Source organism: Bacillota bacterium, assembly GCA_009711825.1.
In the GTDB taxonomy this organism is placed as follows: domain Bacteria; phylum Bacillota; class Proteinivoracia; order UBA4975; family VEMY01; genus VEMY01.
Genome location: VEMY01000013.1, coordinates 1 through 16,111, shown reverse-complemented (window position 1 = coordinate 16,111; position 16,111 = coordinate 1). Strand labels below are relative to the sequence as shown.

The 16,111-nt window shown below is 53.9% G+C and carries 18 protein-coding genes and 1 pseudogene; 8 read left to right on the top strand and 11 right to left on the bottom strand.

Annotated elements, in window-relative coordinates:
• Window positions 1–11 precede the first annotated feature (11 nt).
• The 6 genes from fabG to FH749_06265 all read right to left on the bottom strand — a co-directional run bounded on the left by fabG (window position 12) and on the right by FH749_06265 (window position 6,958).
• The gene (gene fabG / locus FH749_06290) at window positions 12–752 is read right to left on the bottom strand and encodes a 3-oxoacyl-[acyl-carrier-protein] reductase (GenBank protein ID MTI95084.1); all 741 of its coding nucleotides are present in this window, start codon (window positions 750–752) and stop codon (window positions 12–14) included.
• Window positions 752–1,669, bottom strand: coding sequence for an ACP S-malonyltransferase (gene fabD / locus FH749_06285; protein MTI95083.1), 918 nt, complete (start codon window positions 1,667–1,669; stop codon window positions 752–754). Before fabD ends, fabG begins: the two co-directional genes overlap by 1 nt.
• Window positions 1,666–2,610, bottom strand: a complete 945-nt coding sequence (fabK, locus tag FH749_06280; GenBank protein MTI95082.1) for an enoyl-[acyl-carrier-protein] reductase FabK — start codon at window positions 2,608–2,610, stop codon at window positions 1,666–1,668. Before fabK ends, fabD begins: the two co-directional genes overlap by 4 nt.
• 11 nt (window positions 2,611–2,621) lie before the next feature.
• Window positions 2,622–3,602 (bottom strand): ketoacyl-ACP synthase III, encoded by a 981-nt coding sequence (locus FH749_06275; protein ID MTI95081.1) that lies wholly within the window; start codon window positions 3,600–3,602, stop codon window positions 2,622–2,624.
• Window positions 3,603–3,780: 178 nt separating this feature from the next.
• Window positions 3,781–5,580: a M28 family peptidase gene (locus FH749_06270; protein ID MTI95080.1), complete on the bottom strand. Its 1,800-nt coding sequence runs from the start codon at window positions 5,578–5,580 to the stop codon at window positions 3,781–3,783.
• 625 nt (window positions 5,581–6,205) lie between these two features.
• Window positions 6,206–6,958, bottom strand: coding sequence for a 3'-5' exonuclease (locus FH749_06265; protein MTI95079.1), 753 nt, complete (start codon window positions 6,956–6,958; stop codon window positions 6,206–6,208).
• 132 nt (window positions 6,959–7,090) lie between these two features.
• Here FH749_06265 and FH749_06260 point away from each other — a divergent pair, with 132 nt between their 5' ends.
• The 3 genes from FH749_06260 to FH749_06250 are packed head-to-tail and all read left to right on the top strand — an operon-like array spanning window position 7,091 to window position 10,224.
• On the top strand, window positions 7,091–8,404 hold the full coding sequence (locus FH749_06260) for a TldD/PmbA family protein (GenBank protein MTI95078.1): 1,314 nt from the start codon (window positions 7,091–7,093) through the stop codon (window positions 8,402–8,404).
• Complete coding sequence (locus FH749_06255; GenBank protein ID MTI95077.1) at window positions 8,353–9,708, top strand: TldD/PmbA family protein; 1,356 nt, start codon at window positions 8,353–8,355, stop codon at window positions 9,706–9,708. The genes FH749_06260 and FH749_06255 overlap by 52 nt, the downstream gene beginning before the upstream one ends.
• 57 nt (window positions 9,709–9,765) lie before the next feature.
• On the top strand, window positions 9,766–10,224 hold the full coding sequence (locus tag FH749_06250; GenBank protein ID MTI95076.1) for a GNAT family N-acetyltransferase: 459 nt from the start codon (window positions 9,766–9,768) through the stop codon (window positions 10,222–10,224).
• A gap of 274 nt (window positions 10,225–10,498) precedes the next feature.
• Here FH749_06250 and FH749_06245 read toward each other — a convergent pair whose 3' ends face one another.
• From FH749_06245 to FH749_06235, 3 genes are read right to left on the bottom strand one after another with little or no spacing between them, the layout of a single operon-like run.
• Entirely contained in the window at window positions 10,499–11,143 is a 645-nt protein-coding gene (locus tag FH749_06245; GenBank protein ID MTI95075.1) for a PHP domain-containing protein, read from the bottom strand.
• Window positions 11,140–11,337 carry a hypothetical protein gene (locus FH749_06240; protein MTI95074.1) on the bottom strand — a complete coding sequence of 66 codons (198 nt, stop codon included), beginning with the start codon at window positions 11,335–11,337 and terminating at the stop codon, window positions 11,140–11,142. Before FH749_06240 ends, FH749_06245 begins: the two co-directional genes overlap by 4 nt.
• Before the next feature lie 56 nt (window positions 11,338–11,393).
• Window positions 11,394–11,564, bottom strand: a complete 171-nt coding sequence (locus tag FH749_06235) for a 4Fe-4S dicluster domain-containing protein (GenBank protein MTI95073.1) — start codon at window positions 11,562–11,564, stop codon at window positions 11,394–11,396.
• A 197-nt stretch (window positions 11,565–11,761) separates the two neighbouring features.
• Here FH749_06235 and FH749_06230 point away from each other — a divergent pair, with 197 nt between their 5' ends.
• The 5 genes and pseudogenes from FH749_06230 (at window position 11,762) to FH749_06210 (ending at window position 15,353) form a co-directional block, all read left to right on the top strand.
• Window positions 11,762–12,418, top strand: a complete 657-nt coding sequence (locus FH749_06230) for a hypothetical protein (protein MTI95072.1) — start codon at window positions 11,762–11,764, stop codon at window positions 12,416–12,418.
• 1 nt (window position 12,419) lies between these two features.
• Entirely contained in the window at window positions 12,420–12,755 is a 336-nt protein-coding gene (locus FH749_06225) for an ArsR family transcriptional regulator (protein MTI95071.1), read from the top strand.
• Window positions 12,752–13,603 (top strand): annotated as a pseudogene (locus FH749_06220) (ABC transporter ATP-binding protein). Before FH749_06225 ends, FH749_06220 begins: the two are co-directional and overlap by 4 nt.
• Window positions 13,600–13,806, top strand: coding sequence for a hypothetical protein (locus FH749_06215; protein MTI95070.1), 207 nt, complete (start codon window positions 13,600–13,602; stop codon window positions 13,804–13,806). The pseudogene FH749_06220 and the gene FH749_06215 overlap by 4 nt, the downstream one beginning before the upstream one ends.
• A 143-nt stretch (window positions 13,807–13,949) precedes the next feature.
• Window positions 13,950–15,353 carry a Zn-dependent exopeptidase M28 gene (locus tag FH749_06210; protein ID MTI95069.1) on the top strand — a complete coding sequence of 468 codons (1,404 nt, stop codon included), beginning with the start codon at window positions 13,950–13,952 and terminating at the stop codon, window positions 15,351–15,353.
• Window positions 15,354–15,434: 81 nt separating this feature from the next.
• Here the strand turns inward: FH749_06210 and FH749_06205 are convergent, their stop codons facing one another.
• Together FH749_06205 and FH749_06200 are read right to left on the bottom strand one after the other, a co-directional pair.
• Window positions 15,435–15,680: a hypothetical protein gene (locus FH749_06205; protein MTI95068.1), complete on the bottom strand. Its 246-nt coding sequence runs from the start codon at window positions 15,678–15,680 to the stop codon at window positions 15,435–15,437.
• Window positions 15,681–15,956: 276 nt separating this feature from the next.
• The coding region (locus FH749_06200) for an IS3 family transposase (GenBank protein ID MTI95067.1) at window positions 15,957–16,111 on the bottom strand (155 nt) is incomplete at its 5' end.

The window sequence follows — 16,111 nt, the reverse complement described above, 5'->3', positions numbered from 1 at the left end:
TCTTCTCCCCCCTACATGGCCATGCCGCCATCGACGGCAATAACCTGGCCGGTAATATATTCCGCCCCTGGTCCGGCCAAAAATCTGACCAGGGCCGCTACATCCGCAGGCGCGCCCAGGCGTCCCAACGGAATATCTGCTTTCAGTTTATCCTTAATATCGTCAGGCAAAACTTTGGTCATGTCGGTCTCAATGAAGCCCGGCGCCACCGCATTGACGGTGATGCCGCGACTCCCCAACTCCCGGGCCAGGGATTTTGTCAGTCCCATGACCCCGGCCTTGGCCGCAGAGTAATTGGCCTGGCCGGCATTGCCCCGGATGCCGACGACGGAGCCGACATTGATAATCCGCCCGGCGCGGGCACGGAGCATCGTGCGCACCGCCGCCCGACAACAGTTGAAATAGCCTTTGAGGTTTACGGCCAGCACCTGATCCCAGTCCTCCTCAGACATACGCATCAAGAGGCCGTCCCGGGTAATTCCGGCGTTGTTGACGAGAACATCCAGACGCCCAAACTGGCTGATGGTTTGCTCCACCAGTTTGCCCGCCTGCTCAAAGTTGGCGACATCGGCCTGAAAAGCAGCCGCTTCGCCGCCTTGCTCTTTAATTTCTGCCACCAAAGCATTGGCGGCATCGGCGCTGGCCACATAATTAACAGCGACTTTGAACCCGTCAGCTGCCAGGGCCAGGGCAATTTCCCGGCCAATGCCGCGGCTGGCGCCGGTGACCAGCGCTGTTTTTTCACTGAGCATTAAAATTCCTCCCGCAATTGCTCCAGATCTTCTGGAACTTCCAGTTTTTTGGTCTTGAGACTGCGGTCAATCTTCCGGGCCAGAGTGGACAGCACCCGCCCCGGGCCTGCCTCCACCAGAGTTGTGATCCCCATTGCCGCCAATTTCTCCACACATTGTTGCCAGAGCACCGGACTGGCAACTTGTTTTGCCAGAAGCTCCCGGACGTTCTCGACAGTCACCGGCCGGGCATCCACATTGGAGAGCACCGGGAATTCAGGCTCAGAAAACTCAAGTTCAGCCAAGTCGGCAGCCAGTTTCTCGGCGGCGGGTTGTAACATGGAGCTATGGAAAGGCGCGCTGACTTCCAGGGCCATGGCCCGGCGGGCGCCCTTTTCTTTGGCCAGCTCGACGGCTTCTGCAACCGCCACCTGTTCACCGGAGATAACAATCTGCCCCGGGCAGTTGTAGTTGGCCGGTTCCACCACGCCACCGGAGCGCTGACAGATTTCCAAAACAGCTTCATCATCCAAGCCGAAAACAGCTGCCATGCCGCCGGTGCCCGCCGGAACTGCTTGCTGCATATAGCGTCCCCGCTTAGCCACCAGCTTAACAGCCGTTTCGAAATCCAGCATACCGGCAGTGACCAGCGCGCTGTATTCCCCCAGACTGAGGCCGGCAGCTGCCGCCGGATGCACATGTTGCTCCCGGGCCAGGGCGGCCGCGGCACAACTCATGGTCAGAATTGCCGGCTGGGCATTTTCTGTCAGGGTCAGATCTTCAGAAGGTCCCTCCCAGCATAGCTTGCTGAGGGAAAACCCCAGGGCCGCATCGGCCCGCTCAAAGTACTCCATCACCAATTTACTGCTCAGTGCCAGTTCCCGGCCCATGCCCAAGTACTGGGCGCCCTGGCCAGGGAAAACAAAGGCGATACTCATCGGACTAATTCCCCCAATCCGTGGATGCGACTCCGGGCGTGGGCAAAGAGTTGCTGCACGATTTCGCTGGCAGGCTGCACCTGATTCACCATTGCTGCCACCTGCCCGGCCATCACGCTGCCGGACTCCACATCGCCCTCGATGGCAGCCGCGTAATATTTGCCGCCGCCCAGCTTTTCCAATTCAGCTGTGTCGGCGCCCTGTTTTTCCAACTGAGTAAACTCCCGCCAAAACCGGTTTTTCAGGCAGCGCACCGGATGGCCGGTACTCCGTCCCGATACCACAGCATCCCGGTCCCGGGAGCGAATGATCATCTGCTTGTAATTTTCATGGGCAATACACTCTTCGGCACAGACAAAACGGGTCCCAACCTGGACACCCTGGGCGCCCAGGGCAAGGGCAGCAACCACACCGCGTCCATCGGCAATGCCGCCGGCGGCCAACACCGGCACTTCCACTGCATCAACCACCTGGGGCACCAAAGACATAGTCGATAATTCGCCCACATGGCCGCCGGCCTCGCCGCCTTCAGCGATCAGGCCGTCCACATTCATTCGGGCCAGGCGCACCGCCAGGGCCACCGAAGCAACCACCGGAAACACCCTGGAGCCCACTGCCTGCAAGCGCTCCAGCCAGGGGCCGGGATTACCGGCGCCGGTGGTGACAACGGGCACCCGCTTCTCAATCACCACATCCATCACTTCCGCCGCATGGGGCGAAAGCAGCATTACATTGACGCCAAAGGGTTTCTCTGTTCTGGCCCGTAACGAATCAATCTGCTCCGCCACCCACTGGGGGGGCGCATTGCCAGCGCCGATAATCCCCAGGCCGCCGGCCTCGGACACAGCCGCAGCCAACTCCCAGGTGCCCAACCAAGCCATACCGCCTTGGAACAGGGGATAACGAATTCCCAACATTTCTGTTATGTCAGTCTTAATCATCAAATACCTCCCTACTTAACCCAGTTTAGAAGCGCCGAGCCCCAGGTGAGGCCGCCGCCAAACCCAACCAATAAAATACGATCACCTTTTTTTAGTTTTCCTTGTGCCTCCGCTTCCGCCAGAGCAACCGGGATTGAGGCCGCAGACATATTGCCATAGCGGTCCAGATTAACAAACACTTTTTCTCTGTCAATGCCCAGGCGCTTGCAGGCCGAATCGATAATCCGCAGATTGGCCTGGTGGGGTATCAGCAAATCAATCTCTCCTGAATCAACATTTGCAGCACTCAGCACCCGTTCGCTTGTTTCACCTAAAACCCGCACGGCAAACTTAAACACTTCCCGGCCATGCATCTGGATGAAATGCTCCCGGGCGGCAAGCGTTTCCGGGCTCGCTGGCTTTCGTGACCCGCCGGCCTGCTGCACCAATAACTCGCCACCCCTACCGTCGGCACCGATATCCAGGGCCAGCAAACCTTGCTCTTCATAGGCGCTGAGCACCGCAGCGCCAGCGCCATCGCCGAAGAGCACGCAGGTGTTGCGGTCTGTGTAATCAGTAATCTTAGAAAGCGTCTCGGCGCCAATCACCAGCACATGCTTATATGTGCCGGTGCGGATAAACTGCTCTGCCACCGACAAACCATAGATGAAGCCGGTGCAGGCCGCCTCGAGATCAAAGGCAGCGGCCTTCCACGCACCTAAGTTGCGCTGAACCAGGCAGGCAGTGGATGGAAACGCATGGTCGGGAGTAACTGTCGCGACAATGATTAGATCCAAATCTTCTGCCCTCACTCCAGCGGCGGTCATTGCGCTTTCCGCTGCTTTCGAGGCCAGATCCGAGGTGGCAATGTCGGGGCCGGCAATCCGCCGTTCACGGATTCCAGTCCGCTGCACTATCCAGGCGTCATCAGTCTCCACCATCTGCTCCAACTGGGCATTGGTGAGAACCTGGTCCGGCAGGGCATAGCCAACTCCGGTTATTGCTGCATTCATATGTTCTACCCCCAATTATGAGTTAAGTATTATATCAAGCTTATAGTAGCTGGTTACAATTATACTTTAGCATCCCTTTTTTGACAACCCGCTCCTAGTTTACCCGGAAAATGCAACAGACACCCGCAAAGGGTGCCTGGTATACAAACTCAAATACTTTTTTGAGAATCAAATCGCATTAACCGGCCTTGGCCACCGGCTCCTCTCCGACCGCTTCCAGCCGGGGACGACAGAAACTGTAGACACCGGCAACATAAATCACCAGTAATGTCCAAAACACTAAGGCCAAATTCCCGGCGCTAAAGATATCGCCATAACCTGTGTACGCCTTGGCGCCAATAATCACCAGCGCAATCAGGGCTGAAAGCGTCCAGATAATTTTTTGGCCGAAGCGACGCCAGCGGGACGCGCCGGGGCGGCTGAGCAATGCAACCGGCAGCCCCATAACCAGAGCGGTAACCAGCGGGCCGGCGATAACCAAACCACTCACAAGCAGCACGGCAAACGCGCTGTTAACGGCCGTGCGCTGGGCCGCCTTCCCAGTCTGATAGCTACGGACTCCCGCCGCGCTGAACATCGCAGTCAGCGCCCCAACCACCAGAAAAATCAGGCCCATTCCCAACAAAGGCAAGAAGACTTCGGCGGCCAGCGGTGTGCGCTCAATCGCAAATCCGTAGCTGCAGATAATAAGCGCGGCAATCACTCCCGGCAACAACCAGCGCCACTCCCTCTTCAGACAGCTAATATCCCGGCCCTGAACCAGGTTTGCCGCCAGCACTGCCGCGAGACAGATTAGGAACAAAGATAAGTGCCAGGTATAAAAACTGTCGGGCAGATAGCCATCAGCCAGTGGGATATAATTGCTACCGGTCTCAGCTGGCGCTACTTCCAGAGCACGTACATACTGTTCAGTGAAGCGGCCGGCCATGGCCAGTGATTCTTCGGAGACTATTTCCAAGGAGTCAGTAAGCTCGGAAACTGCCCAGTGGGCGGCCGACTGACTGGCCCGTAAACCGACGGCCGGGATGCCATGAACCAAAAACGGATGACTGTCGGTGCCGGCAACGCCAGCTATTTTCTGCCAGAGGTATCCGGTCCGACTGCCGGCATAATGCTGATCGCGATTGCCATCGGGCAAGGTCCGGGCCAGGGCCAGAGTCCAGAGGGGCGCCTGACCGTCTTTAGTCACTACATTATAAAGTCCTATCGAGCGGGCAAGGTTAAGGCCCACCTGATCAAGGGTGATGGCCAGGGCAACGTCCTGCTCTGCTAAAACTTCCGCTAACCAAAAGGCGCCGGCATGCTCTGCCTCACCGCCGTCCAAAGAAACAAACATATATGTATAGTGATGGTTCTCAGTGCTCAAAACCCGGGCCAGTTCCATCAGCACGGCCGTGCCGGAGCCATTGGCATTGGCGCCGCGCCAGGTATCATAGATATCTCGATGGGCTGCAATTACAACCAGATCTTCAACAGCGCCGGGACTAAGGGCAAGCACATTCTGCCCCGTCCGCTGGGCAAACAAGTCCTGCCAATACAGGCCCCGGGGAGACTTTTGCCCGGCTCGGGTCAAGAAGTAGTCGGCCTCAAACTCCTCCACACTGACGTTCAGGTCCAAGTCAGCGAAATACGCTTCCAGCCAGAGGGCTGCCTCTGCATTGGCCTCGCTTCCCAGAGTCCGGCCCGGGTATTCGCTTACCAACTCGTCCAGAAGTGCGTATGCCTGCTCACCGTCAAAGCTGCTCTCGGGAACTGCAAATTCATAATCCGGATATTCCTCAATACCGGGATTATAAAGGAAACTCAAAGTCACTACCGCCAATAACACCAGCGCCACCAGAAAGAGCCAAGCCCCCTTTACAACAATTACAACCTGTTGCCCCCACCCGGCACATTTGGTTAGAAAACGCTGGAACAATAACCTGGCTGTGCCCGGAAATTTCCTGCCCATGGTCTTCAGCCTGTCAAGTATACCCATCTATCAAGTCCTCCTCGTTCACAGAATCGCAATTACTACCAGTATAATACAAATTTACTGCTAGTTACAGGGAAAGAGCGCAAAAACGCCACTCCTTATGTCGAGAGTGGCGTTTTATTATCAATTCGGTTTCGGGGGAAGCGGGGGGTGGTTTAAAGCGTCCATGCTCCACTTCTTCCCTTCCCAACAGAACACCTGATACACTCGACCTCTGTCCCGTTTTGGTCCCGGGCTGTAATCCATACCCGGTAATGATCGGCGAAGTCCTGAATAAGTGCAATGTCAATAATGGTAAGCCCCCTCCCGCCATACAAAGCCACGTGCTCCTGAATGTCAGTGCGACCTGTGTGGTCGCCCACCAGCTCAGCTACCATGTCCTGATCATTGGCGTTTAAGGCGGCGAGGTGTACTTATGGGCGTACTCTTTGGCTGCCTGGGGTCCGGGATCGGGAGTCTCACAACTAGAGAATAAAGCAACTCCTATCAGGGCAAACAGGGCCAAGCAAATAATCGCGCCTGCCATCAACTTAAAACCTGGATGCGGACTTTTTGAAACCAGCACGATAACCCCCTCTAACATTTAATTACCCATTCTATGGCAAAAGCCCTTCTCCCGGGCTTTTTGTTATGAGATGGAGGCCAAGAAATCGTCCAACGAGCCGCCGATAAGCTCGACCATGGACCGGAAGATGCCGGCAGTCATCAGGCAATCGGCCATTGCCCGGTGGTGGCCCTGGGTGGAAATCCCGAAATACCGGGCCACAGTCACCAGCTTGCGGTTGGGCAGATGGGGCAGCAGACGCCGGGCCATGGTTACTGTGTCCAGGGCCTGGTTCCCCAGGGGTCTGCGACCCGCCCGGCGCAGTTCAGCGTTAAGAAACCCGATATCAAAGGATGCATTATGGGCAATCAAAGTACTCTCGGCAAAAAAGCTGATCAGTTTGGGCGCAATTACCTCAAAAGGCGGCGCGTCGGCAACCATGGCGTCGTCGATACCGGTGAGCCGGGTTATGTATGGCGGTATCGGGCGGCCGGGATTAACTAACGTTGACCATTGGCCGGTGACTTCAGTGCCCTCCAGGCGCACTAGGGCAACTTCGGTTATCCGTTCATTCCGGGGCGAAAGGCCGGTGGTTTCCACGTCCACCACCGTGTAGGAATACTGCACCTGCTCCCACTTTGCCAGCGCCCAGCAATCCTCCCGGAGGACAAAGCGCTGATCGCCGCTCAGGAGTTCGTACAGGGGCTTACCCTGGAAATTGCGGCCGAACCCGTCCACTAGCGTACGCAGTTCACCACCGGTGGCAGGGCGACCGGTTACATCGAGGTAATGGAATATAACTTCTAAAAGTGCTTGCTGCCCGGGGTCGAGGGCCATAATAATCACCCTTTGCAGGATTATCTTGGAAAGTAGTATAATGGTGGCAGTACTTGTAAAGGAGGTCTTGTTTTGAAAGAGAGACTGCGCACGCTGGTCGCCAACAAACCAGCCGAGTATGTAGAAATCCGCATGGAAGAATACACCGAAACCAATCTGCGCTTCCAGGGGCCGACCCTGGAAACGGTGAACATGAACACCCGGGTCGGCGGGTGCGTCCGTGCCCTGGTAAGCGGCGGCTGGGGCTTTACCACCTTTAACAACCTGGACGACCTGGAGCAAAAAGTGGACATGGCCATCCGCCAGGCAAAACTGGTGGGCGAGGTCGGCGGCAATTCAATCCTGGCGCCGGTGCCAGTTGTCGAGGATGAAGTGCGGCCGAAACTTCTGGAAGACCCCAGCAAGGTGGATCTGGCTTCTAAGGTCGACCTGTTCCAGGGCTACAACGAAATCGTCCTCGGTCACGGCGGTACAATCGTCAGTTCCAGTATAAATTATTTTGACCGCCACGGCAAAGTGCCTTTTGCCAACTCCGAGGGCACGTACATCCTCCAGCACAAAACCGACCTGGCCGGCAGTGTTTTCGCCATGGCCGGCGACGGCGAGACTACCCAGACCAGCCGCGTGACCTTTGGTAGCTCCAACGATTTTGGGGTCTGTCGCAATCTGGACGATGATGTCCGCAAGGCCTGCACCAAGGCAACGGAATTGTTGGCAGCGCCTCCCGTCAAGGGCGGCGAATACACAGTGGTAATCGATCCGACCCTAGCAGGGATATTTGCCCACGAGGCCTTCGGACACTTGAGCGAGAGCGACTTCCTCTACGAAAACCCCAATCTCCAAAAGGTAATGCAGTTGGGCACCAAATTCGGCGAGGACTTCCTCACCATCTATGACACCGGTCTGGACGAAGGGGCCCGGGGCTACCTGATGTATGACGACGAGGGAGTGGCCACCGAACGCACCGACCTGATTCGGGAAGGGGTACTGGTGGGCCGGCTCCACACCCGGGAGACGGCGGCCAAACTGGGCGAAAAACCCACCGGCAATGCCCGGGCAATCAATTACAATTACGCGCCCATCTGCCGCATGCGCAATACCTGCATTGCCCCCGGTGAGGCCAGTTTTGAGGATATGCTTTCTGGACTCAAGGAAGGCATCTATGTCAAAGGCTCTTTTGGCGGTGAGACCAACGGCGAGATGTTCACCTTCAGCGCCGCCGAGGCGTACATGATCCGCAACGGCCAACTGGCCGAGCTGGTCCGGGACGTCAACCTTACCGGCAACGTGTTTACGACTTTGGCGAATATCGAGATGGTGGGTAAGGATTTTCAGGCCCACGAATCCGCCGGCGGTTGCGGCAAGGGCAATCAGGCGCCCCTGCCCACCAGCGAATGGGCGCCCCATGTGCGCATCCGCAATGTTGTGATTGGGGGGTGCAAATAATGCAGGAATTCATCACCCGCGCCAAACAAAAGGTGGAACAAGCAGAACTGTACCGCATCAGCGCCCGGGAGACGCCGGTGCGCTTTGAGAACAACCGGCTTTTGAGCATCGACTCCGCCGAGCAAATCGTTTATGCCCTGCGGATAATCAAGGACGGCAAACTGGGCTTTGCCACCAGCTCCAGCGCCGACCTAGACCAACTACTGACCATGGCCATGGCCACCGCCCGCTTCGGGCGGGAGTGGGATGTGGAACTGCCCGGCGCCGCCCCAACCCGGGAGCTGGAAATTTACCACCAGGCGACGGTGGATGTCCCCCTGGATCAGATGGTCAACTCTGGACAGGAGCTGATCGATGTCCTACGCGATGTGCATCCGGAAATCCTTGCCGGCATCGATTTAAGCAAGACCGTCCTCAATGTCGAACTGGCAAACTCCAACGGTTTCAACCACAAATATACCAAGAACCTCTATGCCATGTCCGGGTATGCCGAACTGATGGAGGGCAAAAACCTCCTGGCCGTCTACAGCGGCTTTGCCACCGGCAAGCTGGCGAACCAGGCAGAGAAATTAAAGCAGTACCTGGAGGCAAATATCCGGGCCGGTCGTAAGAATGTCGCGGTGGCTAGCGACCACTATCCGGTGATCTTCACCCCCTGGGCGCTGCCGGACATCCTCCGCCCCCTCCTCGCCTCGGCTGATGGCAAGGCGGTGGAAAAGGGCTTCTCCCCCTGGAAGGGAAAGTTAGGCCAGCAGTTGTTTGCGCCGGAAATCTCCCTCTACGACGACGCAACCTTGGCCTGGGGCCCGGAGAGCCGCCCCTTTGACGACGAAGGCGTGCCCACAGCCCGCAACTCAATCATCGAGCGGGGCAAAGTAAATAGTTTCCTCCTGGATTTAGCCACCGCCAAGGCCTTAGGCATGCAACCCACCGGCAACGGCTTCCGCGGTCGGGCAAGCGATTTGCCCAGCCCCGGCACCAGTAATATTATACTGGAGAGCAGTGACACAACCGGGCTTGAAGCGATGATTAAGGCCACAAGGCGGGGGGTAATTATCCACGAGCTGATGGGCGCCTGGGCCGGCAATCCCTATAGCGGTCAGGTGAGCGGTAACATCGCCCTTGGCTATCTGATTGAAAACGGCGAAATTGTCGGCCGGCTCAAAGACTCGATGGTCTCCATCAACTGCTTCCAGGCCTTCAAAAACCAAATCGACGCCGTCAGCACCGAAAAAGAATGGACAGAGAACTACCTGCTGCCCCATGTTAAATTCACTGACGTGTCCATCAGCGCCAAGAAGTAAAGAAACGGGAGCCCAGCTCCCGTTTTTCTTAAACAACCTAGAAGGGACCGAAGAATGATGAACATCACAATCCAGAAAGCAAAGATAGAGCACTTATCGGCCTGTGTAGATGCACTGTTGAATTCAGAGCTGGGCCGACAATATTTCACCCAACAAGGTGCGACCCGGGAGCTTACCTCAGGAATCAGCAAAGAAGAAGTTTATGCAGCCCTGAGCGAGGACGGCAATTGCCTGGGTTTCGTCTGGGGTAGGCTCGATGCCGCTTTTCATATCTATCCGTACATGCATTTAGTTGCGGTGCGGGCGGAGTACCGCGGCAAGGGAGTTGGCAAGCAACTGATAGAGTTTTGTGAAAACGTAGTTTTTGCTTCTGATTCCAAGGTTTTCCTGGTGGTGGCTGATTTTAGCCTGCAAACCAAGAAACTCTACGAAAAATTAGGTTATACTCAGGTCGGTGAACTTCCCGACCTTTATAGTCCGGGGGTCACCGAGTATCTGATGATGAAGAACAAATAACACCTCATATTTACATTTGTTTCCTGTTATCTCTGCTCGTACGCCGGAATAAATTGTACTGAGGTTTTTAGAGAGGAGTACCGGGGAATGAGCAGGCCGCGAGCCCTTGCCAAATTGTTTGCCATCACTATTACCATTAATCTGATTATGCTGGGTGTGCTGAAATTGGTACATGCCCAGCATTTTTCATGGCTTTTCGATCCCCTGAGCTGGCTGGGCAAGCTCGTTACCGACGAGGGACATGTCAATACAGCTGGCTTCGTGCTCTTTGTCCTTACAATGCTGGCCAACGCCGGTATCTGGCTGCGTGTAGAGTCCCTGCTGCGGAAAACCCGCTCCTGGGAAAAATGGTGTTTGCGGGCTTCATCTTCATGGCCTTTCCCTGTGTTCGATTTGTGCCTTTGCACAGCCTGGGCGGAGGATTGCTTGTTGGCGGGCTCTGGGCCTTTAGCGGAATCAGCGGTTGGCTAACTTTCCCATCGGCCAGCATTGCCTGGAACACATCGGTGTTGGCCAGCCACTGTTTGTCGTTGCTGTGCTTCAATACCCGCTCCCAGTTGTAATCCACCATCCCTAACTCGCGCAGGTTTTCGAAAATCAACCGGGTGTTTTCAGTGCGCAGCTCCCCGATATAGGTCAGTAAGTCCAGCAGTTCCGGGGATGTAGTGTCAATATAATAGCCCAAGATGTGGATGCGCTTGCCGTCCACATCGGTGGAAATCTCCACCCCTGGGACAATCTCCAGGTCTATATGCTGAGCCCTGGCGATAAGCTCTGGGATTCCGGTAACCATGTCATGGTCGGTGAGGGCGAGCGCCCTCAAGCCATTCCGGTTAGCGCGGGCCGCCAGCTCCGCCGGCGTCTCCGAACCATCGGAATACCGGGAATGGACATGTAAATCAGCATAGACGGGTTTCACGAGTTGGCCCTCACAAACCGGGCAATCGAGCGATCGTAGGTCTTCTCATCCTCGGCCGAAAAGTAGCAGGCGGGCAACTGCCCCTGGCGGCGATGATAATGTAGACATTGGCAACACATGCCATGGCGAGGGCAACCGTTGTACGTGCAGGTGCAATGCTCGCTATTTTGCTGTTTGTGAATGCAGCTGCTCATAAGCTTCACCTCCTAAAAAATTAGACCGGATAGCTCCGGTCTAATTTTGTACTGTTTTACGCCTCTTCGATTGCTTCTGTGGGGCAGCTGTCGACGCAAGCGCCACAATCGATGCAGGTGTCAGCATCAATTATGTACTTGTCATCGCCTTCGCTGATCGCTTCTGTGGGACAGGTGTCTACACAGGCGCCACACTGGATACAGGCATCAGTAATTTTGTAGGCCATTTATTTGTGCACCCCCTTTGTGCTTTAAAAACCATGATAATTATAGCACATGGCTATTTAACTGTCAGTACTTTTTGCACGCCATAATTACAAATCTGTTACTTGGAAAAGAGTGTTGACAACAATCGATAAACAGGAATATATTATAAATAAGTTTATGACATAAACCACTTTGCAAAATTAAGGAGGTAGTTTCCATGGATAAACAACAAGAGCTATCGGCGTTGGTGGAAGACCTGCAGTTTGTCAAGAAAGCAATTGCCAAGAGCGGAAACATCATGCGCTACATTGATGTTTCCGGCGGCCTGGCGCTGGTCGGGCTCTGGGGCGGTATCTTCACAATCATCATTGCCGCCGCGGCCTACTTGCTCAGCAGCCGGTACGGGACCTACGGCGACGCTCCAACCGCATACAGGGTTGGCATCTATCTGCTGATTGCTGCGACCCTGGCCATTGCCGGCCTCTCAAAACTTCGCCTGTTCCTGGGCAAGGCCCGCAAGCTGGACCGCAACATCACCGTCGACAAGCTGTTTGACGAAATTTACACCACCCAATTGCTAAACATCTTGATTCCATTTATCACGGCAATCGCTGTCCTGCTGATTTTCCTCATCACCAGGGAACTGACAATCTACATCGTCCCCACCCTGTCAATCCTGGTCGGGCTGTTATGTGTCTCGTATCTCAACATCTTTCAGCTCCGGGAGCTGGTTGTAGTTGGTGACTGGTTGGTTGCCACCGGCCTGATTGCCCTCTTCACCGCCGAAGCCGTGCATCCGCTGCTGGCCGTCATCTACACTTTTGGCGTCGGCTTCACCACAACCTATTTCGCTTACAAGCTGATGAGGAAGTAGCATGGTCGACCAGAATACCCCGGATGTCAGCGTCAACAAACTTATTCACGAGCAGGTCCGCCTGGCAATCCTCACCTACCTGGCCAGCAGTGAAACCCAGGCGGTGCAGTTTACCGAACTCAAGCAAAATCTCGAGCTGACCGCCGGCAACTTGTCGGTGCAATTGCGCAAGCTGGAAGACGCGGGCTACGTCCAAATCGACAAAACCATCGAGGGGCGCAAGCCCGTGACATCGGTGGCCCTGACTTTAAGCGGCCTGGATGCCCTCAACGTTTACATCGCGAAAATGGAAGCGATTATCCAGACCCTGAAAAATGCGGAGGTAAAGAAAAAATGATTACCGTTAATAATTTGTTCCACGATTATGCCGGCAAGGGACAGCTCGCCGTTAACGATGTCTCGTTCAATTGAAAAAGGGGAGATCTTTGGCTTTCTCGGGCCCAGCGGCGCCGGTAAGAGCACCGTCCAGGGCCTGATGACCGGGCTTCTAGGCCTGCAGCGCGGCGAAATCCGCTACGGCGAGACACCGGTTCAGCATCTAAAATCGGATTTTTTCAACCGCATTGGCGTGTCCTTTGAGTTACCCAACTCTACACCAAGCTCAGTGGCTACGAAAATCTCAAGTATTTTGCCGGCCTGTTCAACGTCCCCACCCGTGACCCGCTGGAACTACTGGAGCTAGTGGGTCTGAAGGACGCGGCCCACAAAAAAGCCGGCGCCTATTCCAAGGGTATGAAACAGCGCCTGGTCTTCGCCCGGGCGCTCCTGATCAATCCGGAAATTCTCTTCCTCGATGAACCGACCTCCGGCCTTGACCCGGCGACAGCCGGCAAAATCAAGGCAATCATTTCCGAGCTGAGAGAGCAGGGTTGCACCATCTTCCTCACCACCCACAATATGTTTGATGCCGACCGGCTTTGTGACCGGGTGGCCTTTCTCAATGAAGGGGAAATCGTCGCCATGGATGCGCCCCGGGACTTGAAGCTCCAATACGGAGAAAAATCGGTGCAGGTCGAACACCAGATCAACGGAGAAGTGGCAACCGAGGTCTTTTTTCTGGAGAATGAAGCCGACCGCCGGCAGCTTAACGAATTGATTAACTCTGGCAAGGCGCAAACTATCCACTCCCAGGAAGCGACCCTGGAACAGATCTTCATCAAGCTCACCGGACGGGAACTGACATGAACGCCCACAACCTCTGGCTTCTGTTTCGCCAGGACCTGACGATTGCCCTGCGCAACGCTAAGGAGGTTAGAGAAATGTTGTTTGGATTGGAATGGTACTGGTGGATCCTGATTGCCATCGTCGTTGTCGCCGGGGGCTATGTCAAACTCAAGCTGCTCAAGAAAATGATGGCCACCAAGAACGAAACAATCGAAGAAGACTAAAGTAAACACAGGAGGCTGTCAGCACAGCCTCCTGTGTCTTTGGGGAATGTGAAAAGATTGTTACAAAATTACCTTTTTAAAATAGAAATGATAATCTTTTTTAACCCAAGGAACCAGATTCTTTTTAGGGAGGGAGCAATACAATGAGAAAAAAAGTAAAATGTTTCACCAGTCTGATTATTATTTTCCTCGTATTTTCGGTAGCGGCATGCGTTAACAGCAATGACCAACCCTTGGAGTCCTACATCGACGTTGACCGCGCCCTGGAAACCATCCAAGAGCTGACCCTGCCCAAGTACGGTGGGCGACTGACGGGAACAGAGGGAAACGCTCTGACCGTGGATTACATAGCCGAGTATTTTCAATCAATCGGGCTTGAAAGTCATCACAGTTTAACTGATTATCGGCAAGGGTACGAGCAAAAAGTAATCCTTACTGAAGCTACTCCGGAGTTAAGTATAGTTAATCCAACGGGAGATGCAGTAAAGGAATTCAAATTCGCCCACGATTTTCAGTTCATGACCTTTTGGCCCGGCTTGAAAATTGAGGGTGATGTTCAGGGAGAAATCGCAGTTATTAAGGATGAACCGACCCTCAACGATATTCAGAGCTACGCAGATAAGTTTGTGATAATTGATCAACCACTTATCCCGGGAGGGCATCCTGATGGCCCCCATGCAATACTGCAAAAAATCCTTGCGTCCGATTACAAGGTGAAGGGCATCATTTTCAATCTCGATAGCAGATTAAATGATTCCTATAACATTACTCCCAACATATATCAGGTGGTAACAGATTACCGGCAAACCGGTTTTAATAATGATGATGGGCCCTTTGTGCTGTATTGTACTCAGGATGTTTTTGATGAGTTGGCAGGGGCCGCCGATGACAACCTTGAGCTCTCTGTATCAGCCTATTACATCTATAAGGATGCAGAGGTGGCCAATGTTATCGGGATCATCCCCGGAGTTGACGAAGAGCTGCAGGATAACGCCATCATTATTGGCGCCCACCTGGATCATGTTGGCGAGAATAAAGACGGCACCTACCAGCCGGGCGCCCTGGATAACGCTTCCGGAGTAGCTGCCATGATGGAAATTGCCGGCACACTACAAGCTGCCGGGTTTTCTCCAGACAAATCCATTGTCTTTGTTGCTTTTAACGGTGAAGAAATGGGCCTTTTCGGTTCCACCAACTATGTTAACAACCCACTATTCCCCTTGACCAAAACCACTGTCATAAACATGGATATGGTTGGCTCCAAGGAAGAAGTGCCCTTAACCATAATGAGTGACAGGGAACGTTTTCGAAAGCAAGTATATGAATTTGCTCTAGACAGGGGAATCGACTGTACTAGCGAAATCGGTGTGCCAAGTGATCATATCCCCTTTGTCTTAAGGGGTGTTGATGCTCTAACCCTGATTCACATGGACAGAACCCATATTCATACTTATAACGACACCATGGAAAATATCGATAGGAATAGATTGGAAGAAGTTATCCGCCTTGTAATTGCCTACATTGAAGAAGCAGCATTTGAGAAATAATCGCTCAAACTCTAGTACCCCACCATCAGTACATAGCAATGGACTGCCGCCGGCAGTCCATTGCTATGTACGTTTATTAATTTACTTCTCCTGGCCAGGCTGGACGCCGATAAACTCGTCGGAAACCGACCAGATTTCGTCATCAATGACAATTTTGCGAAGCTCCGGAATTCTGTCAGCGCCTGTGAGCTGTTTGTCACCCGCTTCTCCGTCTATAGAAGCCTTCAGCATGGGATGTTTGGGCATAGGGTGAATTGGCGGTTCTGTCAACTGCACACAACCCGTTAAGACCAGCAATCCTGCAAGCAAGGCAATTGTTCGCCTCATAGTTCTCCCCCCTTATCCCACAGCATTTGTTATACCTTACCATATCGAATTCCGAAAATGTTAAACTTCCGGTGAAAGTGTCATTTCAGCCGGTGAAAAGACAACTTAAAAATAAAGGAAGTGAGCGCAAGATGTCAAAATAAAATGAAAAGGAGTGTTTGTGGATATGAAAATAGTTCAGTATACCTTAACAAGCGCAGGAATTCTCCTCCTATTGTTTTTGCTGAGCCATGTAGCCCATAAAAAGGGGCATGTGGACATTTTTTTTGGACTTCTTTATACCGCTAAACCGATGCTTCGTCTATATGCTACTGGGCTCATCGCCCCAAGAGACATCTTAATTCGTTCTTCATTATACCACCTGAGATAACCGTCAAGTTCATCTATAAACTGATTTATAGAAACATCTTTCCATGACCGGAAATAAAACA